19 protein-coding genes are annotated in these 21,922 nt (G+C 33.6%); 10 read left to right on the plus strand and 9 right to left on the minus strand.

Annotation, left to right across the window (positions count from 1 at the left end; all coding sequences use genetic code 11):
- The first annotated feature begins 194 nt into the window (after positions 1-194).
- Together JJL45_RS10385 and JJL45_RS10390 are read left to right on the plus strand one after the other, a co-directional pair.
- Positions 195-830 (plus strand): peroxiredoxin, encoded by a 636-nt coding sequence (locus tag JJL45_RS10385; RefSeq protein ID WP_068604081.1) that lies wholly within the window; start codon positions 195-197, stop codon positions 828-830.
- Between the two features lie 110 nt (positions 831-940).
- The gene (locus JJL45_RS10390; protein WP_169815721.1) at positions 941-1,114 is read left to right on the plus strand and encodes a hypothetical protein; all 174 of its coding nucleotides are present in this window, start codon (positions 941-943) and stop codon (positions 1,112-1,114) included.
- A gap of 85 nt (positions 1,115-1,199) precedes the next feature.
- Here JJL45_RS10390 and JJL45_RS10395 read toward each other — a convergent pair whose 3' ends face one another.
- The 4 genes from JJL45_RS10395 to prfB form a co-directional block, all read right to left on the minus strand.
- Positions 1,200-3,734, minus strand: a complete 2,535-nt coding sequence (locus JJL45_RS10395; protein ID WP_068604079.1) for an outer membrane beta-barrel protein — start codon at positions 3,732-3,734, stop codon at positions 1,200-1,202.
- 82 nt (positions 3,735-3,816) lie between these two features.
- Positions 3,817-4,158, minus strand: a complete 342-nt coding sequence (arsC, locus tag JJL45_RS10400; protein WP_068604078.1) for an arsenate reductase (glutaredoxin) — start codon at positions 4,156-4,158, stop codon at positions 3,817-3,819.
- Positions 4,155-4,775: an HAD family hydrolase gene (locus tag JJL45_RS10405; RefSeq protein ID WP_068604076.1), complete on the minus strand. Its 621-nt coding sequence runs from the start codon at positions 4,773-4,775 to the stop codon at positions 4,155-4,157. The genes arsC and JJL45_RS10405 overlap by 4 nt, the downstream gene beginning before the upstream one ends.
- Positions 4,772-5,882, minus strand: a protein-coding gene (prfB, locus tag JJL45_RS10410; RefSeq protein WP_158651380.1) for a peptide chain release factor 2 whose coding sequence is annotated in 2 segments (ribosomal slippage) — positions 4,772-5,818 and positions 5,820-5,882 — 1,110 coding nt in all. Because the reading frame shifts where the segments join, the coding sequence is not laid out codon by codon here. Before prfB ends, JJL45_RS10405 begins: the two co-directional genes overlap by 4 nt.
- 90 nt (positions 5,883-5,972) lie before the next feature.
- On the opposite strand from prfB, the gene JJL45_RS10415 reads away from it, so the two are divergent.
- Positions 5,973-7,001, plus strand: a complete 1,029-nt coding sequence (locus JJL45_RS10415) for a threonine aldolase family protein (protein WP_068604074.1) — start codon at positions 5,973-5,975, stop codon at positions 6,999-7,001.
- Between the two features lie 35 nt (positions 7,002-7,036).
- On the opposite strand, the gene JJL45_RS10420 is transcribed toward JJL45_RS10415, so the two are convergent.
- Both JJL45_RS10420 and JJL45_RS10425 read right to left on the minus strand, forming a co-directional pair.
- Positions 7,037-7,366: a YegP family protein gene (locus tag JJL45_RS10420; protein WP_068604072.1), complete on the minus strand. Its 330-nt coding sequence runs from the start codon at positions 7,364-7,366 to the stop codon at positions 7,037-7,039.
- A gap of 90 nt (positions 7,367-7,456) precedes the next feature.
- On the minus strand, positions 7,457-7,780 hold the full coding sequence (locus JJL45_RS10425; protein WP_068604070.1) for a YbaB/EbfC family nucleoid-associated protein: 324 nt from the start codon (positions 7,778-7,780) through the stop codon (positions 7,457-7,459).
- A gap of 240 nt (positions 7,781-8,020) precedes the next feature.
- Between JJL45_RS10425 and JJL45_RS10430 the strand changes: the two genes are divergently transcribed.
- The 3 genes from JJL45_RS10430 (at position 8,021) to JJL45_RS10440 (ending at position 12,783) form a co-directional block, all read left to right on the plus strand.
- Positions 8,021-10,162: a S9 family peptidase gene (locus JJL45_RS10430; protein ID WP_068604270.1), complete on the plus strand. Its 2,142-nt coding sequence runs from the start codon at positions 8,021-8,023 to the stop codon at positions 10,160-10,162.
- A gap of 73 nt (positions 10,163-10,235) precedes the next feature.
- On the plus strand, positions 10,236-11,273 hold the full coding sequence (locus JJL45_RS10435; RefSeq protein WP_068604068.1) for a PLP-dependent cysteine synthase family protein: 1,038 nt from the start codon (positions 10,236-10,238) through the stop codon (positions 11,271-11,273).
- A 250-nt stretch (positions 11,274-11,523) separates the two neighbouring features.
- Positions 11,524-12,783, plus strand: a complete 1,260-nt coding sequence (locus JJL45_RS10440; RefSeq protein WP_067148268.1) for an aminotransferase class I/II-fold pyridoxal phosphate-dependent enzyme — start codon at positions 11,524-11,526, stop codon at positions 12,781-12,783.
- Positions 12,784-12,843: 60 nt separating this feature from the next.
- On the opposite strand, the gene JJL45_RS10445 is transcribed toward JJL45_RS10440, so the two are convergent.
- Positions 12,844-13,965 (minus strand): GTP cyclohydrolase, encoded by a 1,122-nt coding sequence (locus JJL45_RS10445; protein ID WP_068604066.1) that lies wholly within the window; start codon positions 13,963-13,965, stop codon positions 12,844-12,846.
- 35 nt (positions 13,966-14,000) lie between these two features.
- Positions 14,001-15,005 (minus strand): transporter, encoded by a 1,005-nt coding sequence (locus JJL45_RS10450; protein WP_068604065.1) that lies wholly within the window; start codon positions 15,003-15,005, stop codon positions 14,001-14,003.
- 145 nt (positions 15,006-15,150) lie between these two features.
- Between JJL45_RS10450 and JJL45_RS10455 the strand changes: the two genes are divergently transcribed.
- Genes JJL45_RS10455 through JJL45_RS10470 form a run of 4 tightly spaced genes read left to right on the plus strand, consistent with a single transcriptional unit; the run spans position 15,151 to position 20,668 of the window.
- Positions 15,151-15,414: a DUF4834 family protein gene (locus JJL45_RS10455; protein ID WP_068604062.1), complete on the plus strand. Its 264-nt coding sequence runs from the start codon at positions 15,151-15,153 to the stop codon at positions 15,412-15,414.
- A gap of 31 nt (positions 15,415-15,445) precedes the next feature.
- Positions 15,446-17,878 carry a YfhO family protein gene (locus tag JJL45_RS10460; protein ID WP_068604060.1) on the plus strand — a complete coding sequence of 811 codons (2,433 nt, stop codon included), beginning with the start codon at positions 15,446-15,448 and terminating at the stop codon, positions 17,876-17,878.
- Between the two features lie 50 nt (positions 17,879-17,928).
- A complete protein-coding gene (locus tag JJL45_RS10465) occupies positions 17,929-19,209 on the plus strand; it encodes a glycosyltransferase (protein WP_068604058.1) in 1,281 nt (426 codons plus the stop codon).
- Position 19,210: 1 nt separating this feature from the next.
- Entirely contained in the window at positions 19,211-20,668 is a 1,458-nt protein-coding gene (locus JJL45_RS10470; RefSeq protein WP_068604055.1) for a polysaccharide biosynthesis C-terminal domain-containing protein, read from the plus strand.
- Between the two features lie 76 nt (positions 20,669-20,744).
- Here the strand turns inward: JJL45_RS10470 and JJL45_RS10475 are convergent, their stop codons facing one another.
- On the minus strand, positions 20,745-21,884 hold the full coding sequence (locus JJL45_RS10475) for a hypothetical protein (protein ID WP_068604053.1): 1,140 nt from the start codon (positions 21,882-21,884) through the stop codon (positions 20,745-20,747).
- Positions 21,885-21,922 lie beyond the last annotated feature (38 nt).

Consider the following 21,922-nt stretch of genomic DNA (forward strand, 5'->3'; position numbering starts at 1 on the left):
TAGTATTAATTTAAAGAGGTAAAGTTAAGGCTTTTGCTAGTTTTTAAGAACTGGATAACACTAAATTTTGATTAACTTTTTTAACAATTATATAACGGTTTTCATCTGATTAAAATAAGATATTTTGTTTAATTTACATTAAATGAGCTGCTTAAGTGAAGTGGTTTAATAAACTTAACTAAATAAATAAAATTATGGCAACAATTAGATTAGGAGATGAAGCTCCAAATTTTACAGCTGAATCTACAGAAGGAACAATTAATTTTCATGAATGGCTAGGGGATAGCTGGGGCGTATTATTTTCGCACCCTGCAGATTATACGCCTGTTTGTACTACAGAGTTAGGAACCGTAGCTAAATACAAAGCTGCCTTTGATAAACGTGATGTAAAAGTAGTGGCGCTAAGCGTTGATGGCCTAGATTCTCATAAAGGTTGGATACAAGATATTAATGAAACTCAAAATACTACAGTTAATTTCCCAATAATCGCGGATGAAGACCGTAAGGTTTCAGAGTTGTATGATATGATTCACCCGAATGCCGATAGTAGCGCAACGGTGCGTTCTGTATTTGTTATAGGAAATGATAAAAAAGTAAAATTGATGATTACCTATCCAGCCTCTACTGGAAGAAATTTTGATGAGTTATTACGTGTTATAGATTCATTACAATTAACAGCATATCATAAAGTGGCAACGCCAGCCAATTGGCAAAAAGGGGAAGATTGCGTGATCGTCCCGTCGGTTGACACAGCGTCGATTCGAAGTTTATTTCCTAAAGGTTATAAGGAAATTAAGCCTTATTTAAGGATGACACCTCAGCCCAATTAAGCGCTTTCTGTAATAGTTAAAAACTCTGTTAATAAATTTTATTTTGATTTTGTATAACTACTGTGTTTACATTATATTTGCGACAGATTTTATAACTGACACGATACATTATGTTTGATTTTGATCAATATTTAGGCTTTTTAGCATTTTTAACCATATTAACTATTGGTTTTTGGTTAATGATATTTTTATTAACTTTTATAGTTCCTTATTGGATTGGTGGTTCAATCATTGAAAAACTAAAAGAAATGAAGGAAGAAAAGAAAGCAAAACGCGAAGCTTAAAACATAAGTTTATTATATAAAAAAAGGAGATTAATTATTTAATCTCCTTTTTTTATGCTTGTGTTTTTTTTAATTCAGGTCATTACTAGCCTTCAAAATCTGAATCGTCAAATTGATCTCCTCGGTCACCTCTTTTTTCATGGCGTTGTTTTTGTTGATTGAATCTATATAAGAAGGATACATTGATTTGGCGTGGTCTCCATTGGAATTCTGAATCTCTTTCAAAAAAATCTGTTTCCGTAAGCGTTCTACGTTTTCTAGAGTTAAAAACGTCGCGAACGTTTAAAGATATTGTGGCGTTATCATTGATTTCTTTACTGAAAGCTAAATCCATAGAAAATATACCTTCAGTAGTGCTTTGTGCATTCGAATTTGGACCTCTATAATTCATATTTGTTTGCCAGTCAATTTTTCCAGGAAGCGTTACCTTACTACTAAACCTAGCAAACCAGCTATTATCTTTGTTTCCGTAGTCCACGTCATTAAATACACCTTCTTTTTTAAAGTGAAAGTAATTAAAGCTAGAGTTTAAGCGTAACCATTTATAGGGGTTGTATAGAATTCCAATTTCGGCACCAGTTCTGTCATTAGAGGATAGATTGATAGGTACCGTTCTAATGATATCAATACCGTCGGAAGTTTGATGACCTGTTTCTTCTTCAACTCGTTCGAAAGAACCTGTTTCGTGTTGATAATAAATGGATGTTGTAAAGGTTAATTTATCCCATCGTTTTAAATATCCAATATCGAAAGCACTAGCAAATGCAGGGGCTAAATTAGGGTTTCCCTGAAATACATTAGTACGACTAGATCGTGTAGGGAAGGGGTTAATGTAATATCCTCGTGGTCTATTTATTCTTCTATTATAACCAAGAGTGATGCTTTCTTCTCCGTCTTCATCTTCATCAGCTAAGTTGTAAATAATATTTACCGTAGGAAAAAGGCCTAGATAATTATTGTCAAAATCAACATCAACAGGAAAACCAAATGAGTCTTCCAACTCTTGATCTGTTAAACGGGAATCGATATGTCCTTTTAACTGAGTGTTTTCTAATCGTAAACCTAGTAAAAAAGAAAAGTCGCCAAATTTCATTCCGTATTGTGTGTACACGGCGGCAATATTTTCGGTGTAATCAAAAATATTGGAGATGGTATCATTTACAAAAAAATCACCGGTACTCAAATCTTCTTGCCTTAAGATATAATCGGTGATTTCATTTTTGAAATTACCTCTAAAGCCCGCTTCAAAGCGCGTGTCTTCACCTATTGGTAAAACATAGTCAGCCTGAATTAAATACTCCTTTTCTTTATCATTTTGATTGATTTTTTCTTCCTGAAAAGGTGTGGGGTTGATTTGGTTTGTAGTGATATAATTTTCATCAATATCAGAAAATTGGTCTTCATCTTGATTTTCATATTGAAAATCGGCTGTCAATTCGTGGCCTTCATCATTGAACTTTGTAACGTAGTTTAAAGCAAATTGAAAACTGTTTCCAGCTTCTGAATCTTGTTCTCTTCTTAGTGTTTGTTCTTCTAAAATATTAGAATTGTATCGTTTACTAAGATTTAAAGATTTGTCGGCGTCTTCACCATACCTATAAAAAATACTTCCTGTTAGTGCTGTTTTTTTTGTTAAGAAGTATTCCATACCTAAACTAGCATTGAAGTTGCGGTTTAGACGTGTTATTTCTTGATTTTCGTTAATATTTTCAAACTCTGGGGGTACGGTTTGTCCGTCTTCAATTTTATCAAAATAAGTCGTGTAGCTGTTACCATTTCTAGGGGCATCATAATAGCGGTATCCTAAATTTGAAAAAAGGTTAAATTTTTCGGTTCTGTAATTTAAATTTGTTGAAGCACCTAAGTTATCAGGGTGTCCAGCAGTAAGATTTACTGAACCATTAAAACCGAGTGTTTCTTTCTGTCTTAAAATAATATTTAAGATACCTGCAGTTCCTTCGGCGTCGTATCTTGCTGAAGGGGAAGTGATAACTTCAACGCGTTCAATAGCTTCGGCAGGCAACTGACTTAAAACATTAGTATCGCCAAAACCAGCCATAGCCGATGGTTTTCCATTTATTAGAATACGCACATTTTCATTTCCCCTTAAGCTTATAGCACCTTCAACATCAACAGAAACAGAAGGAACGTTATTAAGTGCATCACTAATGGTTCCTCCGGCAGCAGTAAGGTCTTTTCCTATATTGTAAATTTTCTTATCGAGTTTGATGTCTACCGTCGTTGTTTCGGCAATAACTTCAACAGCATCTAAAGCTTCCATATTAATTTCTAATGCAATAGACCCTAAGTTTAAATCTGAAGAGATTTCTTTATCAGAAAGCTTAACGGTTTTATACGACATGTATTCCAGAGAAATGTCGTAAACTCCCTGTGAAATGGGAATACTGAATTCACCTTTTTCATTGGTAATACCACCTTCAACGATTTTATTTTCAGCTTTACTAAAAAAGGAAACCGTAGCATATTCTAAGGGTTGCTTGGTTTCTTTATCGAGAATAGTTCCAATAACGGTAAGTTCTTTGCCTTTTATTTTTCTTTGGGTGTGACCCAAATTTGATAGTAATAGAAAAGCAAAAAGTGGTAAAATAAATTTATGCATTAGTCATGGTTTGTTCAGTATGACTGCAAATTTATAGGATGGTTTAACCAGAAAGGGTTAATGTTTTGTTAATAAAAAAAGCCTAAATAATTTCTGAAATAGCTTCAGGAGGTCTTCCAACAACAGCTTTATCGCCATTTATAACAATAGGTCGCTCTATTAATTTGGGGTTTTCTACCATAGCTTTAATGATATCGGCATCAGATAAATCTTTATTTTTAAAATCACTTTTCCAAATAGCTTCATTTTTTCTAACTAAAGCTATAGGCTCAATACCTAAAAGCTTAATGATTTCTTTCAGGTCTTTTTCTGAAGGTGTATTTTCTAAATATTTAACAACTTCAAATTCCTTTCCTGAGTTTTCTAGAATTTGTAATCCGCTTCTAGATTTACTACATCTATTATTGTGATATATTTTAATCATGATAATTGAATATTATAGTTTTTTAATTGGTCTTTAAGGTTTTCTGCTGATGTGAAATGAATGCCATGTATACCAAGTTTATTGGCTGCTTCAATGTTTCTTAAATTGTCATCAATGAAAATGGCTTTATCAGCTTCAATATTAAAGCGGCTTAGCGTAAGCTTGTAAATGTCTTCAAATGGTTTTCTGGTGTTTTCTTCTCCTGAAACCAAAATGCCTTCAAACCATTGTAAAAAGTCAAATTTCTCTTGAGCAATCGGAAATGTTTCTGCACTCCAATTGGTTAAAGCAACCACTTTATATTGTTTAGAATCAATAAGTTTTTTTAGGATATCTACGGTGCCTTGTATGGCTCCACCTAGCATGCGCTCCCAATCGCCATAAAAAAGTCTAATTTCTTTTTCATATTGGGGATGTTGTTTAACCAAGTCTTCAGTGGCTTGAGCTATTGGGTAGCCAGTATCCTGATTTTCATTCCAGTCACTGGTACAAATATGCTCTAAAAACCAACGCATCTTTTCTCGGTCGCCATTAAAGACCTCTAAAAAAACGTATTCAGGATTCCAATCGATAAGTACACCGCCAAGATCGAATATTATGGTATTTATTTTGGTCATAATTGATTGTCGTCTTCTACTTTTTGTCCCATCATCATGAGGTATGATTTAAGAAATTCGTCAATATTTCCATCCATTACAGCGTCAACATTTCCCGTTTCATGAGCGGTACGCACATCTTTTACAAGTTTGTAGGGATGCATCACATAATTTCGAATTTGACTTCCCCATTCAATCTTCATTTTGCCTGCTTCAATATCGTCGCGTTGCGCTAATTGTTTTTGAAGTTCAATTTCATAAAGCTGCGATTTCAACATTTGCATAGCACGAGATCTGTTATCGTGTTGCGAACGGGTTTCAGAACATTGTATTTGGATGCCTGTTGGTTTATGATGTAGCTGAACTTTGGTTTCAACCTTATTAACGTTTTGTCCTCCTGCACCGCTAGATCTCGCAGTAGTAATCTCGATATCAGCAGGGTTAATCTCAATCTCAATAGTATCATCAACTAAAGGGTAAACATACACAGAGGCAAAACTAGTATGCCGCTTAGCGTTACTATCAAAAGGAGAAATACGCACCAATCGATGAACACCATTTTCACCTTTTAACCAACCAAAAGCAAAATCACCTTCAAGTTCTAGGGTCACGGTTTTTATACCGGCAACATCGCCTTCCTGAAAGTTAAGTTCTTTAACTTTAAAGCCACTTTTTTCGGCATACATTAAGTACATGCGCATAAGCATACTTGCCCAGTCACAGCTTTCTGTTCCGCCTGCACCTGCAGTGATTTGAAGTACAGCACTTAAGCTATCACCTTCTTCAGAAAGCATATTTTTAAATTCGATATCTTCTAAAAAAGTGGCAGTTTTATCGTAGTGCGTTTGAACTTCTTCAGCCGTATATTCACCTTCTTTATAAAATTCATAAAGCAAATCGAGCTCTTCGATAAGTGACTTTACATTTTTATAATCTTCCACCCATTTTTTCTTCACACGAAGCGATTTCATGAGTATTTCAGCAGATTTTGGATCATTCCAAAAGTTGGGATCGAAGGTCTGTTCTTCTTCGTTTTGGATTTCTATAAGCTTGGCATCTATGTCAAAGATAGTGCCTAAGTTTGTCAAGGCGGGTATTAAGATCTTTAATTTGATCGGATGTTATCATGTCAATTTACTTTTGAACAAAAATAGGATTTAATAGAGGAGGGAAAAACATTCTAAGCATAATTTTATAGTTTTACATTAAAATTTCATAATGAAAATAGACCTTAGAAGTGATACGGTAACAAAGCCTACAAACGATATGTTAACCGCTATGATGCAAGCTGAAGTTGGTGATGATGTATTTCGAGAAGACCCAACAGTAAATAGGTTAGAGCAAAAGGTGGCTGATATGTTTGGTAAAGAATCTGCTTTGTTTTTTCCTAGTGGAACTATGGCGAACCAAACTGCAATAAAATTGCATACCAATCCAGGAGAACAGGTTATTTGTGATAAATACGCGCATATTTATAATTATGAATCTGGTGGCGCTTCATTTAATAGCGGGGTTTCGTGTAAATTGATTGATGGTAACCGTGGCATGTTTACGGCGAAGCAGGTTATAGAAGCTATTAACCCTGACGATTATTACTATAGTAAAACCAGTTTGGTTGAAATAGAGAATACAACCAATAAAGGCGGAGGGGCTTGTTGGGATTTTGAAGAGATTCTAGCCATTAGACAAGTTTGTGCAGAAAATGGTCTTGGTTTTCATTTAGATGGTGCTCGTTTATGGAACGCTCTTGTAGAGACCAGCGATTCCATAGCTCAGTATGGTAAAGTTTTCGATACGATATCAGTATGTTTAAGTAAAGGTTTGGGCTGTCCTGTCGGTTCCGTGCTGGTTGGTGATGCTAAAATCATGAAAGACGCCTTACGGGTTCGAAAAATATTTGGAGGCAACATGAGGCAAGCGGGATATCTAGCTGCCGCTGGAATTTATGCCTTGGATAACCACCATGTTGAACGATTAAAGGAAGATCATAAAAAGGCCAAAGAAATAGGGGAGTTTCTAACACAATTATCAGTAGTTAAGTCTGTGGAACCTGTAGAAACTAATATTGTTATTTTTGAATTGAATGAGGATATGGATGATAAAAAATTTGTTCAAGACCTCGCTGATCAACAAATTTATATCATTGGTATGGGCAATAAAAAATTACGCATGGTAACACATTTAAATTATGATGATACCATGCATAATAGATTTTTAGAAATATTAAAAAAGCTAGCTGAAAAATAAATTAGCTTGAAATCGATTTTTCAGTAACTATTGAATTAAGCTTCTTTTTCTTTAACTTCAGCAGTGGGAGCATTGGTTTTTACAGACTCAATGCCGTTTTCCATTCCAGATTCTGAAGCATACATTTGGCTTGTACCTACAATTTGACCGTTAGCAGCTTTTAAATTAAAGTGAAATTTTCCGTTGGCAGCAGTTTTACGTTCAAATTTTGAGTCGTCTGCACAATTGGTTTTTACAGATTCAATTCCATTTTTTGCACCAGCTTTATCGGCATAACCTTGGCTAGCTAAGATAATCTGACTGTTTTTTGCTTTTAAATGAAAATAGTATTTGTCGTTGTTTTCACTTTGAAATAATTCGAACATAATTTTGATTTTTAAGATTAGAAATTAAAAATAAGAGAATTTCATTTATTTTACTATTCCTGTACTTAAAAAAAGTTCAAAATTCTCAATTTACTTAAATAAATCCATTCCTGGAATATTAGGCATGCCCTCTTTGGCAACGGCTGCTAATTCAGCTTCGTTTACCTGAGTAGCTTTTGCAATGGCTTTATTTAGTGTAAGAATTAAATAATCCTCCAACTCTTCTTTGTCATTTAATAAACTTTCGTCTATGTCAATAGACTTTATAGTACGGTTGGCTGTTAATGTTACTTTTAATTTGTTGTCGTGACTGTTTTCATCTACTAATACAGTATCTAAGCGCTTTTTGGTATCTTCTACTTTTTGTTGGGTTTCTTTAAGTTTTCCCATCATACCCATCATATCTCCAAACATAATTTTTCTTTTTTTTTATTGATTTATTTATACAAAATTAGTAAAGTATTTATTGAAATCAACTAAAAACCTCCAAATAGGTTAGGTTTAAAACCATATGATTTACTTCCAAACACTTATCAAATTCAGTTTAATTATTAGAAGTGGTTTCAAATTATATTTATAAAAAGAAACGAATAATACGAATTCATGCATTTACTGCCTATAAAACACTTAAATTTAAAAGGTAAATCGTATAAAATGAAAATTCAAGTTTATATTCTCATCTTAAGCCTTATTTTTGCCCACTCTTGTAAAAAAGATAATAAGATGATAGAAAATACAACTCAGGTTCAAGCTCCTGTAGCAAAACAAATTCCTCATAAATTAAGTATCCATAACGATAATAGAATTGATAACTATTATTGGTTAAATGATAGAGAAAATCCTGAGGTGATCGATTATCTTAATAAAGAAAATGATTATACCAAAGCATTGATGGCGCATACTGAAGACTTTCAGAAAACGCTTTTTGAAGAGATGAAGTCGAGAATAAAGGAAGATGATACTTCGGTGCCTTATAAATTGAATGGTTATTGGTATATCACAAAATATGAAGCTGGTAAGGATTACCCAATATACACTAGAAAAAAAGGCTCTTTAGATGCTGAAGAAGAAATTCTTTTCGATTGTAATGAGATGGCGAAAGACCAGGCTTACTTTAGTCTTGGTGGACTCTCAATTAGCCCAGATAACACCATGGCAGCTTTCGCAGTCGATTTGGTGAGTAGAAGGCAATACACCATCCAAATTAAAAATTTAGTGACCGGTGAAATTTATTCCGATGAAATAAAAAACACCACAGGAAGTGCGGTTTGGGCAAGCGATAATAAAACACTTTTTTATACACGAAAAGATGCCGTTACTTTACGATCAGAAAAAGTATTTAAGCATAAAATTCATTCTGATAGTAAAGATGATGTAGAGGTGTTTTATGAAGCTGATGAAACCTTCAACACCTTTGTTTATAAGTCGAAATCAAAGAAATATATTATAATAGGTTCGTCGAGTACGTTGTCTTCAGAATATCGCTTTTTAGACGCCGATACGCCAGATGAAGATTTTACTATTTTTCAGGAACGTACAGAAAATTTGGAGTACACCATTGCTCATTACGATGATAGTTTTTACATCATATCCAATATTGATAAGGCAACAAACTTTAAAATATCTAAAACGAATTTAAAGGATACTTCAAAGGAGTTTTGGAAAGATGTAATACCGCATCGAAACCATGTTTTAATTGAAGATTTAGAGATTTTTAATGACTATTTAGTGGTGAATGAGCGTGAAAACGGACTCAATAAATTGCGTATTATGAGTTGGGATGGTAAAGAGGATTATTATTTACCTTTTGAAAGCGAAACTTATACCACGTATATAGGCAATAATCCGGATTTTGAAAGTCCTATTTTACGTTATTCCTATAATTCTTTAACATCACCAAGTTCGGTTATTGATTATAATTTCAAGACAAAAGAAAGTGATATAAAAAAGGAGCAGGAGGTTCTTGGAGGAAAGTTTAATAAAGAAAATTACGAATCGAAACGTATTTGGGCAACAGCGCGTGATGGCGTAAAAGTTCCTATGTCGTTAGTGTATAAAAAAGGAGTAAAATTTGACGGATCAGCACCTTTATTACAATACGCTTACGGTTCGTATGGCTCGACCATAGATCCTTCGTTTTCTACGGTACGTTTAAGCTTGTTAGACCGTGGTTTTATTTATGCCATAGCACATATTAGAGGCGGGGAGTATTTAGGCCGTGAGTGGTATGAAAATGGTAAGTTACTTACCAAAATGAACACATTTACCGATTATATTGATTGTTCTAAGTATTTAATTGACCAAAAATATACGTCTAATAAGCACCTTTATGCTTATGGAGGTTCGGCTGGCGGATTGCTCATGGGAGCTGTTATTAATATGAATCCAGAATTATATAATGGTGTGTTAGCGGCAGTTCCTTTTGTTGACGTAGTTACAACCATGTTAGACGATACCATACCTTTAACAACGGGGGAATATGACGAGTGGGGGAATCCTAACGAGGAAGAGTATTATCATTATATGAAATCCTATTCACCTTATGATAATGTGAAAGCTCAAGAATATCCTAACATGTTAGTAACCACAGGTCTTCATGATTCTCAGGTGCAATATTGGGAACCTGCTAAGTGGGTGGCTAAATTGAGAACCGAGAAAACGGATTCAAATAAATTATTACTTCATACTGATATGGATTCAGGTCATGGAGGGGCTTCAGGGCGTTTTGAAAGCTTAAAAGAAGTTGCTTTAGAGTATGCGTTTTTATTAGATTTAGAGGGAATTCATGGTCAGTAGAAAAAAAAGTTTTACTTTTGTACGGTTTCAAGCTGTTTTGCTTCATAAAGTAAGCAGTTTCTAAAAAGCATTTATGGAACAAAGAAATCAAGTTTATAACAACGTATTAGATTTGGTAGGAAATACTCCTCTTGTCAAACTTAATCGAATAACTTCTGAGTTTAAAGGTGACTTTTACGCAAAAGTTGAAGCCTTTAATCCAGGACAATCTTCCAAAGACAGAATAGCACTTTACATTATTGAGCAAGCAGAAAAGAAAGGCATCCTTTCTCCTGGTGATACCATTATCGAAACAACTTCTGGTAACACAGGATTCAGTATTGCTATGGTAAGTATCATTAAAGGATACGATTGTGTACTTGCTGTGAGCTCTAAGTCATCGCCTGATAAGATTGACATGCTGAAAACGATGGGAGCTAAGGTTTATGTGTGTCCTGCGCATGTTAGTGCCGACGATCCACGTTCTTATTATGAAGTTGCAAAACGTCTACATAGCGAAATGAAAGGTTCTGTGTATATTAATCAGTATTTTAATCAACTGAATATCGATGCACACTATTATTCTACAGGTCCAGAAATTTGGAAGCAAACAGAAGGTAAAATCACCCATCTTGTTGCATGTAGCGGAACCGGAGGAACCATTTCAGGAACAGCTAAGTATTTAAAGGAACAAAATCCGAATATTAAAGTAATAGGTGTTGATGCTTTTGGTTCAGTGATTAAAAAATATCATGAAACTAGAGAGTTTGACGAAAAAGAAATTTATCCTTATCGTATTGAAGGTTTAGGAAAGAATTTAATTCCTGGAGCAACAGATTTTGATGTGATTGATAAATTTGTGAAAGTTACCGATGAGGAAAGTGCACACACTGCTAGAGAATTAGCTAGAACAGAAGGTATGCTTGTAGGATATACATCAGGTGCTGCGATGCAAGCTATTAAACAGCTTGAAGAAGATGGTGAATTTGGTGAAAATGATAAAGTAGTTATTATTTTTCCAGATCATGGTGCAAGATATATGAGTAAAGTTTATAGTGACAAATGGATGAGTGATCAAGGTTTCTTTGATAGTATCAATGAAGCGGCAGAGAACATTCAGTATATAAAATAACTTCCTATGGAAGTGTGTTAAAAGAGATTATCTTTTACTTTAAAAGTAAAAAATGATCTCTTTTTTCATTTAACAAATAATTGAGCATTAAAAATTATGTTCAATGCTAATAAATATTTAATTTTGCGCCAATTGACTTCAAACCAAACTTACTTTTTTTTATATCATTTTCAACATTAATTTGATGTTGATGAAAAGTGTTAGAGTTTAAAGTTTTACCATAATTTAATTGCAACAAGATTTATAATAAATGAGAGATTTATTTGATAAAATTTATAAGGATAAGGGACCATTAGGAAAATGGGCGTCTCAAGCTGAAGGCTATTTTGTTTTTCCAAAGCTGGAAGGAGAAATTTCAAATCGTATGAAATTTCAAGGAAAAGACGTTATCACTTGGAGTATTAATGATTATTTAGGTTTAGCTAATCATCCAGAAGTAAGAAAAGTGGATGCTGAGGCAGCAGCACAATACGGTTCGGCTTACCCTATGGGGGCTAGAATGATGTCTGGACACACCGATTTACATGAAAAACTTCAAAACGAATTGGCTTCATTCGTTCAGAAAGAAGCAGCTTATCTTTTAAATTTTGGTTATCAAGGTATGGTGTCTACCATTGACGCTTTGGTTGCAAAAGATGATATTATTGTTTATGATGTAGATGCACATGCTTGTATTATTGATGGTGTACGTTTGCACATGGGTAAACGTTTTACTTATAAGCACAATGATGTTGAAAGTTTAGAGAAAAACTTAGAACGTGCTACAAAAATGGCCGAACAAACCGGAGGTGGAATTTTGGTTATTTCTGAAGGTGTTTTTGGTATGCGAGGCGAGCAAGGACGTTTAAAAGAAATTGTTGCTCTTAAAAAGAAATTCAACTTTAGATTATTTGTTGATGATGCTCATGGTTTTGGAACTTTAGGAGCTACTGGTGCTGGAGCAGGCGAGGAGCAAGGTGTTCAAGCTGATATAGATGTGTATTTTGCAACTTTCGCAAAATCTTTAGCTAGTACAGGAGCATTTATTGCTGGAGATCAAGAAATTATTGATTATTTAAAATATAATTTACGCTCTCAAATGTTTGCAAAATCATTGCAAATGCAATTGGTAGTTGGTGCGCTTAAGCGTTTAGAAATGCTTAAAACCATGCCTGAATTGAAAAATAAATTATGGGAGAATGTTAACGCCTTACAGTCTGGTTTAAAAGAGCGTGGATTTGATATTGGTACGACACAAAGTTGTGTAACTCCTGTATATTTAAAAGGAAGTATTCCAGAGGCCATGGCTTTGGTTCGTGATTTACGTGAAAATTACGGTATATTTTGCTCTATTGTAGTATATCCTGTGATTCCTAAGGGTATGATTTTATTAAGATTAATTCCAACGGCTACGCATACATTAGAAGATGTTTCAGAAACATTAGATGCTTTTGATGCTATTCGTGAGCGTTTAGAAAACGGAACATATAAGCGTTTATCCGCAGCTGTTATGGCAGCCATGGGTGAGTAGTTTATTTATAAATAGATATTATAAAAAAATCCGATTCAATTTTGAATCGGATTTTTTATTTTAAGAAAGTTCTTTTCTAAATGTTTTTCTTCTTTTGATAACCACAGGATCAAAATGCTTCCATATTTTTTTGATAGCTTCGTTGTCCTCAAGTTCTGGCGTTCTATAACAGGTTTCTATACCTTTTTCCTTAAATGTATTGTAATATTCGTTAAAGATTATAGCATGAACGCCGCGATTTTGATAATCGGGATGAACACCTATTAAATAGAAATCGGCAGTTTTACTATTTTTTTTAGAATCTAAGATGTATTTAAATCCAAAGGGAAACAATCGGCCTTTTGCCTTTTGTAAGGCTTCAGAAAAAGAGGGCATTACAATAGCGAAAGCTACAAGTTCTTTTTTGTTATCCACAACAAACTTTATGTATTCCGGATTTATAAAACTGATAAATTTCTTCTTGAAATAAGCCTTTTGTATATCGTTAATAGCAACAAATGATGATAATGAAGCGTATGTTTGGTTAAATAAATCAAACATTTTATCCACATACGGCATCACATCGGATGTTTTAGTGAAATTTAAAGCGCTTAATTGATACCTCTTTTTTATTAAGGTTTGTGCTTTTAAGAAAAACTCTGGTTTTACATTTTCGAAAGGAAAAATACTTTCAGAATATGTTTTTTCAACTTTATAGTTGGCTGCTTCGTAATGTTTAATGTAGTATGGATGGTTATACCAAGTAACCATACAAGAAAGGGAGTCAAATCCTTCGGTTAAAACGCCTACCTTGTCTAGGTTTGAAAACCCTACAGGTCCTTCAGTATATTCTAAATTATGGGATTTACCTATCTCTTCAACTTTATCTAGAAGTGTTTGAGACACTTCAAGGTCATCAATAAAATCAAACCAGCCAAAACGCATTTTTTTTTGGTTTTGACCTTTAATTTCAAGCCAGTTAACTATAGCAGCAACGCGTCCTACGATTTCATCATTTTTATATGCTAAAAACAAACGCGCTTCTGCATCATTGAAAACAGGGTTTTCTTTTTTGTTAAATGATTTAATTTCTTGACTTATAATTGGAGGTGTCCAATATTTAGAGTCCTTATATAGTTTGAAAGGAAATTTTACAAATGCTTTAAGATCCTTTTTAGTTTTAACCTCTTTTAATTTTATCATACTTCTATAATCGATTTTCGAGTAACTCCCTTGAGTTAATCAAAATCAACGTCTTCTTTTTTTCTTTTTTCAATAGGTTCAGGTGTCGCATTCTTTTTGTCGGTATTCCCTACATTGTTAGGTATACCATTTTCCTCATCTTCTACAGTATTATCAACTTTAGGTTTTTTGTCTTTATGGAAATCTAAACGATATGATGCTCCAAAATTAACGCTAAAAACAGAAGGGGTATCTTTGGTGTTGAATGTAATGGCACTATCCAATTGTAGATCTTTATTCAATAAATAAGCACCGCCTAATCGAAATAAATTATCGGCATAGAAATCACTCTGTATTCCTTGAGTTTCGGCAAATATAACCCATTTCATAGTGACTGCGTGGGTTAATGTTAAAATATACTGGAAGTCAGACTGGTCGGTTCCAATTCTGTCCTTAATGAAGTTCATGACAAAAACCCAACCATTAGCAAAATTGTTTTGCGTAGCAATCATTACTTTAGGACTGAAGCCTTCAATGCCTGGTGCTGTAAACGGATTGTCAGCGGAGTCAATGTTACCACCTAAATAAACAGAAACAGCAGGGATTAATGATTTCCATTTAAAGGTTCTGTTGGCTTTCCAGCTATACAGGTTAGGTTTTTCTTCTGGTTTGTTTTTTAATGGATCGTAAACCAAATACTTGGCACCAATGGTGAAAAATTTGAAATTTGAACGATTGTATTCATAATCGTAAGTAGACGTATAGGTTTGTGTGTCGTTTTGGTATGTACCTTCAATGCTTATTTCTAGTGGTTCCCATAATAAACCATATCTAGCAGCAAAGTCAATACCGAATCCTGAAGCTTCATAAGCTGCTGCTGGAGTACGTTTTTCTTTTATAAAATAAGGTCCTGCTTCAAATTGCACCACATTAGTTCCTACTGAAAAAGCGCTTCTTGAAACACCAGGTCTATTGGAGTTGATAACTTCAGTGTATTGACAATAGCCTTGGGAAGTTGCTAAACAAAACAGAAAAAACAGTGCAGATTTAAGTAGGTTCATAAGCTTTGGTTAAAAAAATCCTTAAATATGAAGTTATTAAAGGATGTTCAAATATAGATATTTTATAGTTTTTTTATCATTATTCAGCTTTTTTTCAGGAGATAGAATTGTATTTTTGCTATAAATTACAATCAAAAGTTAAAAAATGGGGTTATTAAGAACCATACTTATAATTGCGTTAGTTTATTACGGATTAAAAATACTATCAAGAATTTTTGCTCCTTACTTGATAAAATATGCTTCAAAAAAGGCTGAAGAACGCTTTGGAGGACAATTTGGACAATTTCAAAAAGCACCAAGAAAAGAAACGGATAAAAGAGAAGGGGAGGTGACTATAGATAAAATGCCTCAAACAAAATCTTCAAATAAACAGGTGGGTGATTATGTTGATTTCGAAGAAATAGATTAATTTTCGCAATCATTAGAATTAAAGCCAGTTTATGCCATTTTCAATAAAAAGATTTTTACCACACATATTTGTAATTCTAGGGTTTGTTGTAATATCTCTAGCTTATTTTAATCCTGTCCTAAAGGGAGAAGTCATTTACCAAAATGATATCGTCCAGTTTATCGGGATGAGTAAACAACAAAAGGATTTTAAGGCAGAAACAGGACAAGAAACCTATTGGACCAACAGTGCTTTTGGAGGCATGCCAACCTATCAACTTGGGGCACGATATCCGCATAATTATATCAAGAAGTTGGACTTAGTCCTTCGCTTTTTACCAAGACCAGCAGATTATCTTTTTCTTTATCTGTTAAGCTTTTATGTACTGCTTTTGGTGTTAAAAGTCGATTTTAAATTAGCGGCTTTAGGAGCATTAGCCTTTGGTTTTTCTACATATCTTATTATAATTCTTGGAGTAGGTCATAATAGTAAGGCGCATGCCATTGCTTATATGCCATTGGTTTTAAGTGGTATTATTTTAACCTTTCGGAAGAAGTACATCTGGGGTTTTTTCTTAACTGTAATTGCTCTTGGTTTGGAATTGGTTGCTAATCATTTTCAAATGACTTATTACTTGATGTTTTTAATCGTTATACTCGGGATGGCCTATTTGATTGATGCTTATAGAAAACAAACACTTCCAGAGTATTTTAAGGCGATAGGGATTTTGGTAGGGGCTTTAGTATTAGCCATTGCGCTTAACGCTACCAATATTTTGGCGACTCAGGAATATGTAAAGGAAAGTAAACGAAGTAAAAGTGAATTAACTATTAATCCAGATGGTACACCTAAAGAGGTGACTAATGGATTGGACAGAGATTATATAACTCAATTTAGTTACGGTATTGTTGAAACTTTTAATTTGTTTATACCTCGATTCGTTGGGGGAGGCAATCATGAAGATGTAGGAAAGGAATCAGCAACCTACGACGCTTATCGAAAACTTGGTGCTACAACTACTCAGGCCCTGCAAGAATCGAAACGTGCACCATTATACTGGGGAGATCAACCAATTGTTGAAGCGCCAGCTTACGTAGGGGCTGTCGTGTTATTTTTGTTTGTGTTGGCTTTGTTTCTAGTTCAAGGGCGATTAAAATGGTGGCTTGTTGGTGGTACGGTTTTTTCTTTATTACTCTCTTATGGTAAAAACTTAGGGTTTTTAACCGACATATTTATTGATTATGTACCGCTTTACAATAAATTCAGAGCGGTTAGCTCTATTCAAGTTATCTTGGAACTGTGTATTCCTGCGCTAGGGATTTTTGGACTTTCAAAATTGTTAGATGTTCATGTTTCAAAAGAAGAAAAATTAAAAGCTTTAAAATATTCAGGGGCAATCACTGGAGGACTTTGTGTTGTCTTTTTATTGTTTAAATCAACTTTGTTTGATTTTGTAGGTGTAAATGATGGTTTGTATCGTGAAAGTTATGGGCAGGGTTTTATTGATGCCATTAAATCGGATCGAAAACGTGTATTTACAATGGACACCTTACGTTCATTGATATTGGTAGCGCTTTCTTTTGGTGTTATTTTGATGTTTTTGAAGGATAAATTGAAAGAAAAGTGGTTGATTACCGTATTTTGTGCACTTATTTTGTTTGATTTAGTTGGTGTAGATAGGCGTTATGTGAATAATGATGATTTTGTAGCTGGAATAAAAATGAGTAAGCCATTTCAAGCTTCAGAAGTTGATAAATATATTTTACAAGATACATCATATTATCGTGTTTATGATTTAGTTTCTGGGCCTTCTAAGCCATCATATTTTCATAATTCATTAAATGGCTATAATGCTGCGGAGTTAAGACGATATCGAGAAGTTTTCGATTTTTACATCGCTAAAAACAATATTAATGTATTAAGTATGTTGAATACGAAATACATTGTTGCTCAAGATGAGAAAGGGAAGTCATTTCCTTATGAAAACGAAGAAGTAAACGGTAATGCATGGTTTGTTGAAAGCCTAAATTTGGTAGATTCTGCTAATGAAGAAATCTTAAAATTAGATAAATTAAACACAAAATCACAGGCAGTTTATTCGCAGCATGAGGGTAGTGAATTTTTAGAATACAAAGATTTAAAATTCAAAACAGATTCAACATCAGTAATTGATTTGGTAGAAGTTAAACCTAATTATTTGAAGTATAAATCGAATAACATTAATAAAGGTTTTGCAGTATTTTCTGAGGTTTATTACGGTAATGGTTGGAAGGTTTTTGTTGATGGGGAGCCTGGAGAATTTATGCGTGTTAATTACATTTTAAGAGGGATGCAAATTCCGGCTGGAAGTCATACGATTGAGTTTAAGTTTGATCCAGATGTCGTGAAAACTGGAAGTAAAATCACGTTGGCAAGTTCTATATTATTGATGTTTTTGATTGTAAGCGGATTGTTTTATGAGTTTAGAAGAAAACCTCAAGAATAGTTTTCTTGAACTTTGTAACTAGAGTCTTTTTAATTAAAGCTTAATTTAAAATGCAGGTGAAAAAAGTGCTTATTGTTACCTATTATTGGCCTCCTGCAGGAGGGCCAGGGGTACAGCGCTGGCTTAAGTTTGTAAAGTATTTGCCTGAATTTAATGTAGAACCTGTTGTTTATATTCCAGAAAACGCAAATTACCCTATTTTAGATGAAAGCTTAAAAGCGGAAGTTTCTAATGATTTAAAGATTTACACTAGTTCTATTCGGGAACCTTATAAATTAGCTGGGTTTTTGTCTAAAAAATCGTCTAAAACGATTAGTAAGGGGATTATTTCCGAAAATGAAAATCAATCATTACTAGAGAAATTGATGCTTTTTGTGAGAGGAAACTTTTTTATTCCTGATGCTCGGGTTGGATGGGTAAAGCCTTCAGTAGATGAGCTTTCTGATATTATAAAAAAAGAGCAAATTTCAACTTTAATCACAACAGGACCGCCACATAGTGTGCATTTAATCGGATTACGTTTGAAGGAAAAACTAGGGGTAAGGTGGCTGGCAGACTTTAGAGATCCATGGACTACGATCGGCTATCATAAGCAGTTAAAGCTAACGAAGACTTCAAAAAACAAACATAAGGCTTTGGAAAAACAGGTTTTAAATGCGGCAGATCAAGTTGTAGTAACCAGTTTTGCTACGAAAAAAGAGTTTCAGGCTATTACAAACAGGCCTATAGAGGTGATCACAAATGGTTATGATAATGAAACGGATGTTGATTTTGTAAAGGATTTAAAGTTTTCATTAGCGCATATAGGATCTTTATTGTCTAAGAGAAATCCAGAAATTTTATGGAAAGCTCTGTCTGAATTAGTAAGTGAAAATGAAAGTTTTGCTAAGGATTTTCAGCTTAAATTAGTAGGTTCTGTAAGTGAAAATGTGTTGAATTCTCTTGAATATTTTAGGTTAAGTGATTATTTAAATAATGTAGGTTATGTTTCGCATAAAGAGTCTGTTGTGTTTCAAAAAAAGTCTCAAATTTTATTGTTAATAGAAATAGATTCTGAAGACACAAAAAGTATCATTCCAGGGAAATTATTTGAATATATGGTTTCAGATAGACCCATATTAGCCATTGGTCCGAAGCAGTGGGATGTTGAAAAAATTATTAAAGAAACCAATACAGGTTATTGTTTTAGTTATTCTGATTTTGGTGCTCTAAAGAAAACTATCCTAGAGTGTTATAAAGCATTTCAAAAAGGAGAATTACAAACGTATCCTATTGGTTTGAAAAAATTTCATCGGAAATCATTAACCCAATCTTTATCTAACTTACTTTAAGATGGGGGTAGTTGCTGTTCAATCATTCAAAAATATTATCTCTACCTATTTAGGGTTTTTTATAGGCGCTATAAATACGCTGTTTTTATATACGGAGTTTTTAAGCGACGAATATTACGGTATGGTAAGTTATATGCTGTCTCTAGCATATGTAATAATGCCTATTATGTCTTTAGGTATGCATAATACGCTTGTTAAATTTTATTCCTCGTTTAAAACCAGGGTTTCTCTGCATAGTTTCCTAACCTTAATGATTTTCTTGCCTATTTTAATCATTATTCCGCTGTTAATTTTAACCTATTTTGGTTATGATTTTATTGCTGGACTTCTTTCAAAAAAGAATGAAATTATTAAGGATTATTTATGGCATACCATTTTCATAGCGATAGCCTTAGCTTATTTTGAAGTGTTTTTTGCTTGGGCGAAAGTGCAAATGGAAACTGTGGTTGGCAATTTTATGAAAGAGGTGTTTCATAGAGTGGGAGCTATGGTATTGCTTTTTTTATTGCATTATAAATTAATAGATGTAGAACAGTTTATGTTAGGTTTGGTGCTTGTATATGTACTACGAATGTTGGTTATGAAACTCTATGCCTTCTCTGTGAAATTTCCTATAATTACTTTTAGCAAATTGAATAATTTAGGAGCTATTTTAAAGTATTCATTTCTGATTATTATCGCTGGTTCTATAGCTACGGTATTGTTGGATGTAGATAAAGTGATGTTAGGTTATTATGTAGATATACGAGAGGTCGCTTATTATAGTGTTGCTGTTTTCATAGCAACGGTTATTGCTGTTCCGCAACGTTCTATGCACCAATTATTAATGCCTTTATCTGCGAAATATTTAAATGACAGAGATTTTAGTTCATTAAGTGATTTATATAAACGCAGCTCTATTAGTCTTCTTGTGGTTGGAGGTTTAATCTTCTTGTTAATTGTTTTAAACATCAACGAACTATATTATATCATTCCTAAAGAGTTTAGTAACGGTTTGTTTGTGGTGTTTTTAATAAGTATTTCAAAATTGTATGACTCTGCTTTAGGAAGTAACAATGCTATCTTATTTAATAGCGATTATTATAGAGTTGTATTGGTGTTAGGTGTGTTTTTGGTTATTCTAATGGTGTTGTTGAATATGGTTTTTATACCGTTGCTTGGTATTAATGGGGCTGGTTTAGCAACGTTTTTAGCGATTTTTATGTACAACTCAATTAAGTTGTATTTTGTTTATAGGAAGTTTAAGTTGTTTCCATTCTCAAGAGCCTCTTTGAATGTCATTTTGTTAATTTTTATAAGTGTTTTGTTGTTCTATTTCTGGGAATTTCCTTTTCATCCATTTATAAATATAGGATTGAAGTCTTTAGTTGTTAGTATGATCTATTTATTTATTGTTTATAGATTTAATTTTTCTGAAGATATTACACTGGTTATAAATCGTTATATAAAAGGGAAGTAGATAAAAAAAGAAACCCCCACAATGCTTTACAAAAAGCATTCGCGGGGATTTCAATACTAACCAACCAAAAAAATCTTTAAGATCGCATTCTTCGTGCTGTCGATCTTGTATTGTTATTAGAACTCCTGCTGTAATTTTGCGCAGTTCTTTGTTTATTATCGTTTACTCTAGTTGTTTTAGGTCTTTTTGTGCTACGGTTATTATTTGATTTCGTAGCAACTTGCTGACTTTTTCTAGATTTGTTATTATATGTACGTGTGTTTTTGTTGTTTGGATTTTTTGCGACCGAATTATTTTTAGAAGCCGACTTTCTATAATTCTGTGTTGTGTTTTTTGAGCTTCTTTGTGTTTGTGTTCTTGCAACGTTTTTAGACGAGTTTCTTGTTGTTTTAGTGGTTCTTCTATTGCTATAATTTTTATTTGCAGCGGATTTTCTGTACGCACTTTTGTTAACCGATGTTTTGTTTTTGCTGCTTCTATAAGCTGTTGCGTAAGAGCGATTTCTAGAAATTGCAGCTCCTCTTCGAGTGGCAATAGCTGTTCTTGGTCTTGCATTGTTTATAAATGGTCTTACATAACGGTAGCGTACTGGACGGTAGTGCGTTCTGTAAGGTCTGTTGTAAACAACACAGTAATTAGGTCTTGGTACACGGTAGTATCTATGCCAAGGTCTGAATATATAGCCTCTATTGTAAATGTTAATATAACCAGTGGTGTATGCGAATTGATTGTAATTATTGTAAAAAACGTTTAGGCTTCCAACTCTTGCAATACGACCATAGTTGTTGTAAAATATGTTTACGTTTCCTGCTTGTATCACGCGTCCGTAATCGTCGTAATAGATTGGAATATTTTCAATTTGAATAATAGCACCGTATTCATCGTATTGAATATAACCATTGTAATTATAGCCTGAATTAAAACTCACGCTCACATTACCTGTGTTTATGGATACATTTAAATTATTGCTGTTACCAAGGATGTTGAAATCAAATTGACCATCAGGGAAAATTGAAAATTCAATGTTGCTTTCAACAAAAATAAATGAGTTGCCGTAGATTGAGGTGGTTGCTAAGGTGTTTGAATTCATTTCGTTTGAAGGCATTGCTTGAATCGAAAAGAACGAAAACATAAAACCAACAAACAACAAAATTATTTTATTGCTTAAGCTATTAATCATTGTTAAATCTTTCTGAGTGTGTTTTGAAGTTTTCATAATAATAAGTTTTAAACGTTCATGCTTGGTGAATTACA

It is taken from the genome of Tamlana sp. s12 (assembly GCF_016767215.1).
Classification (GTDB): Bacteria; Bacteroidota; Bacteroidia; order Flavobacteriales; family Flavobacteriaceae; genus Pseudotamlana; species Pseudotamlana agarivorans.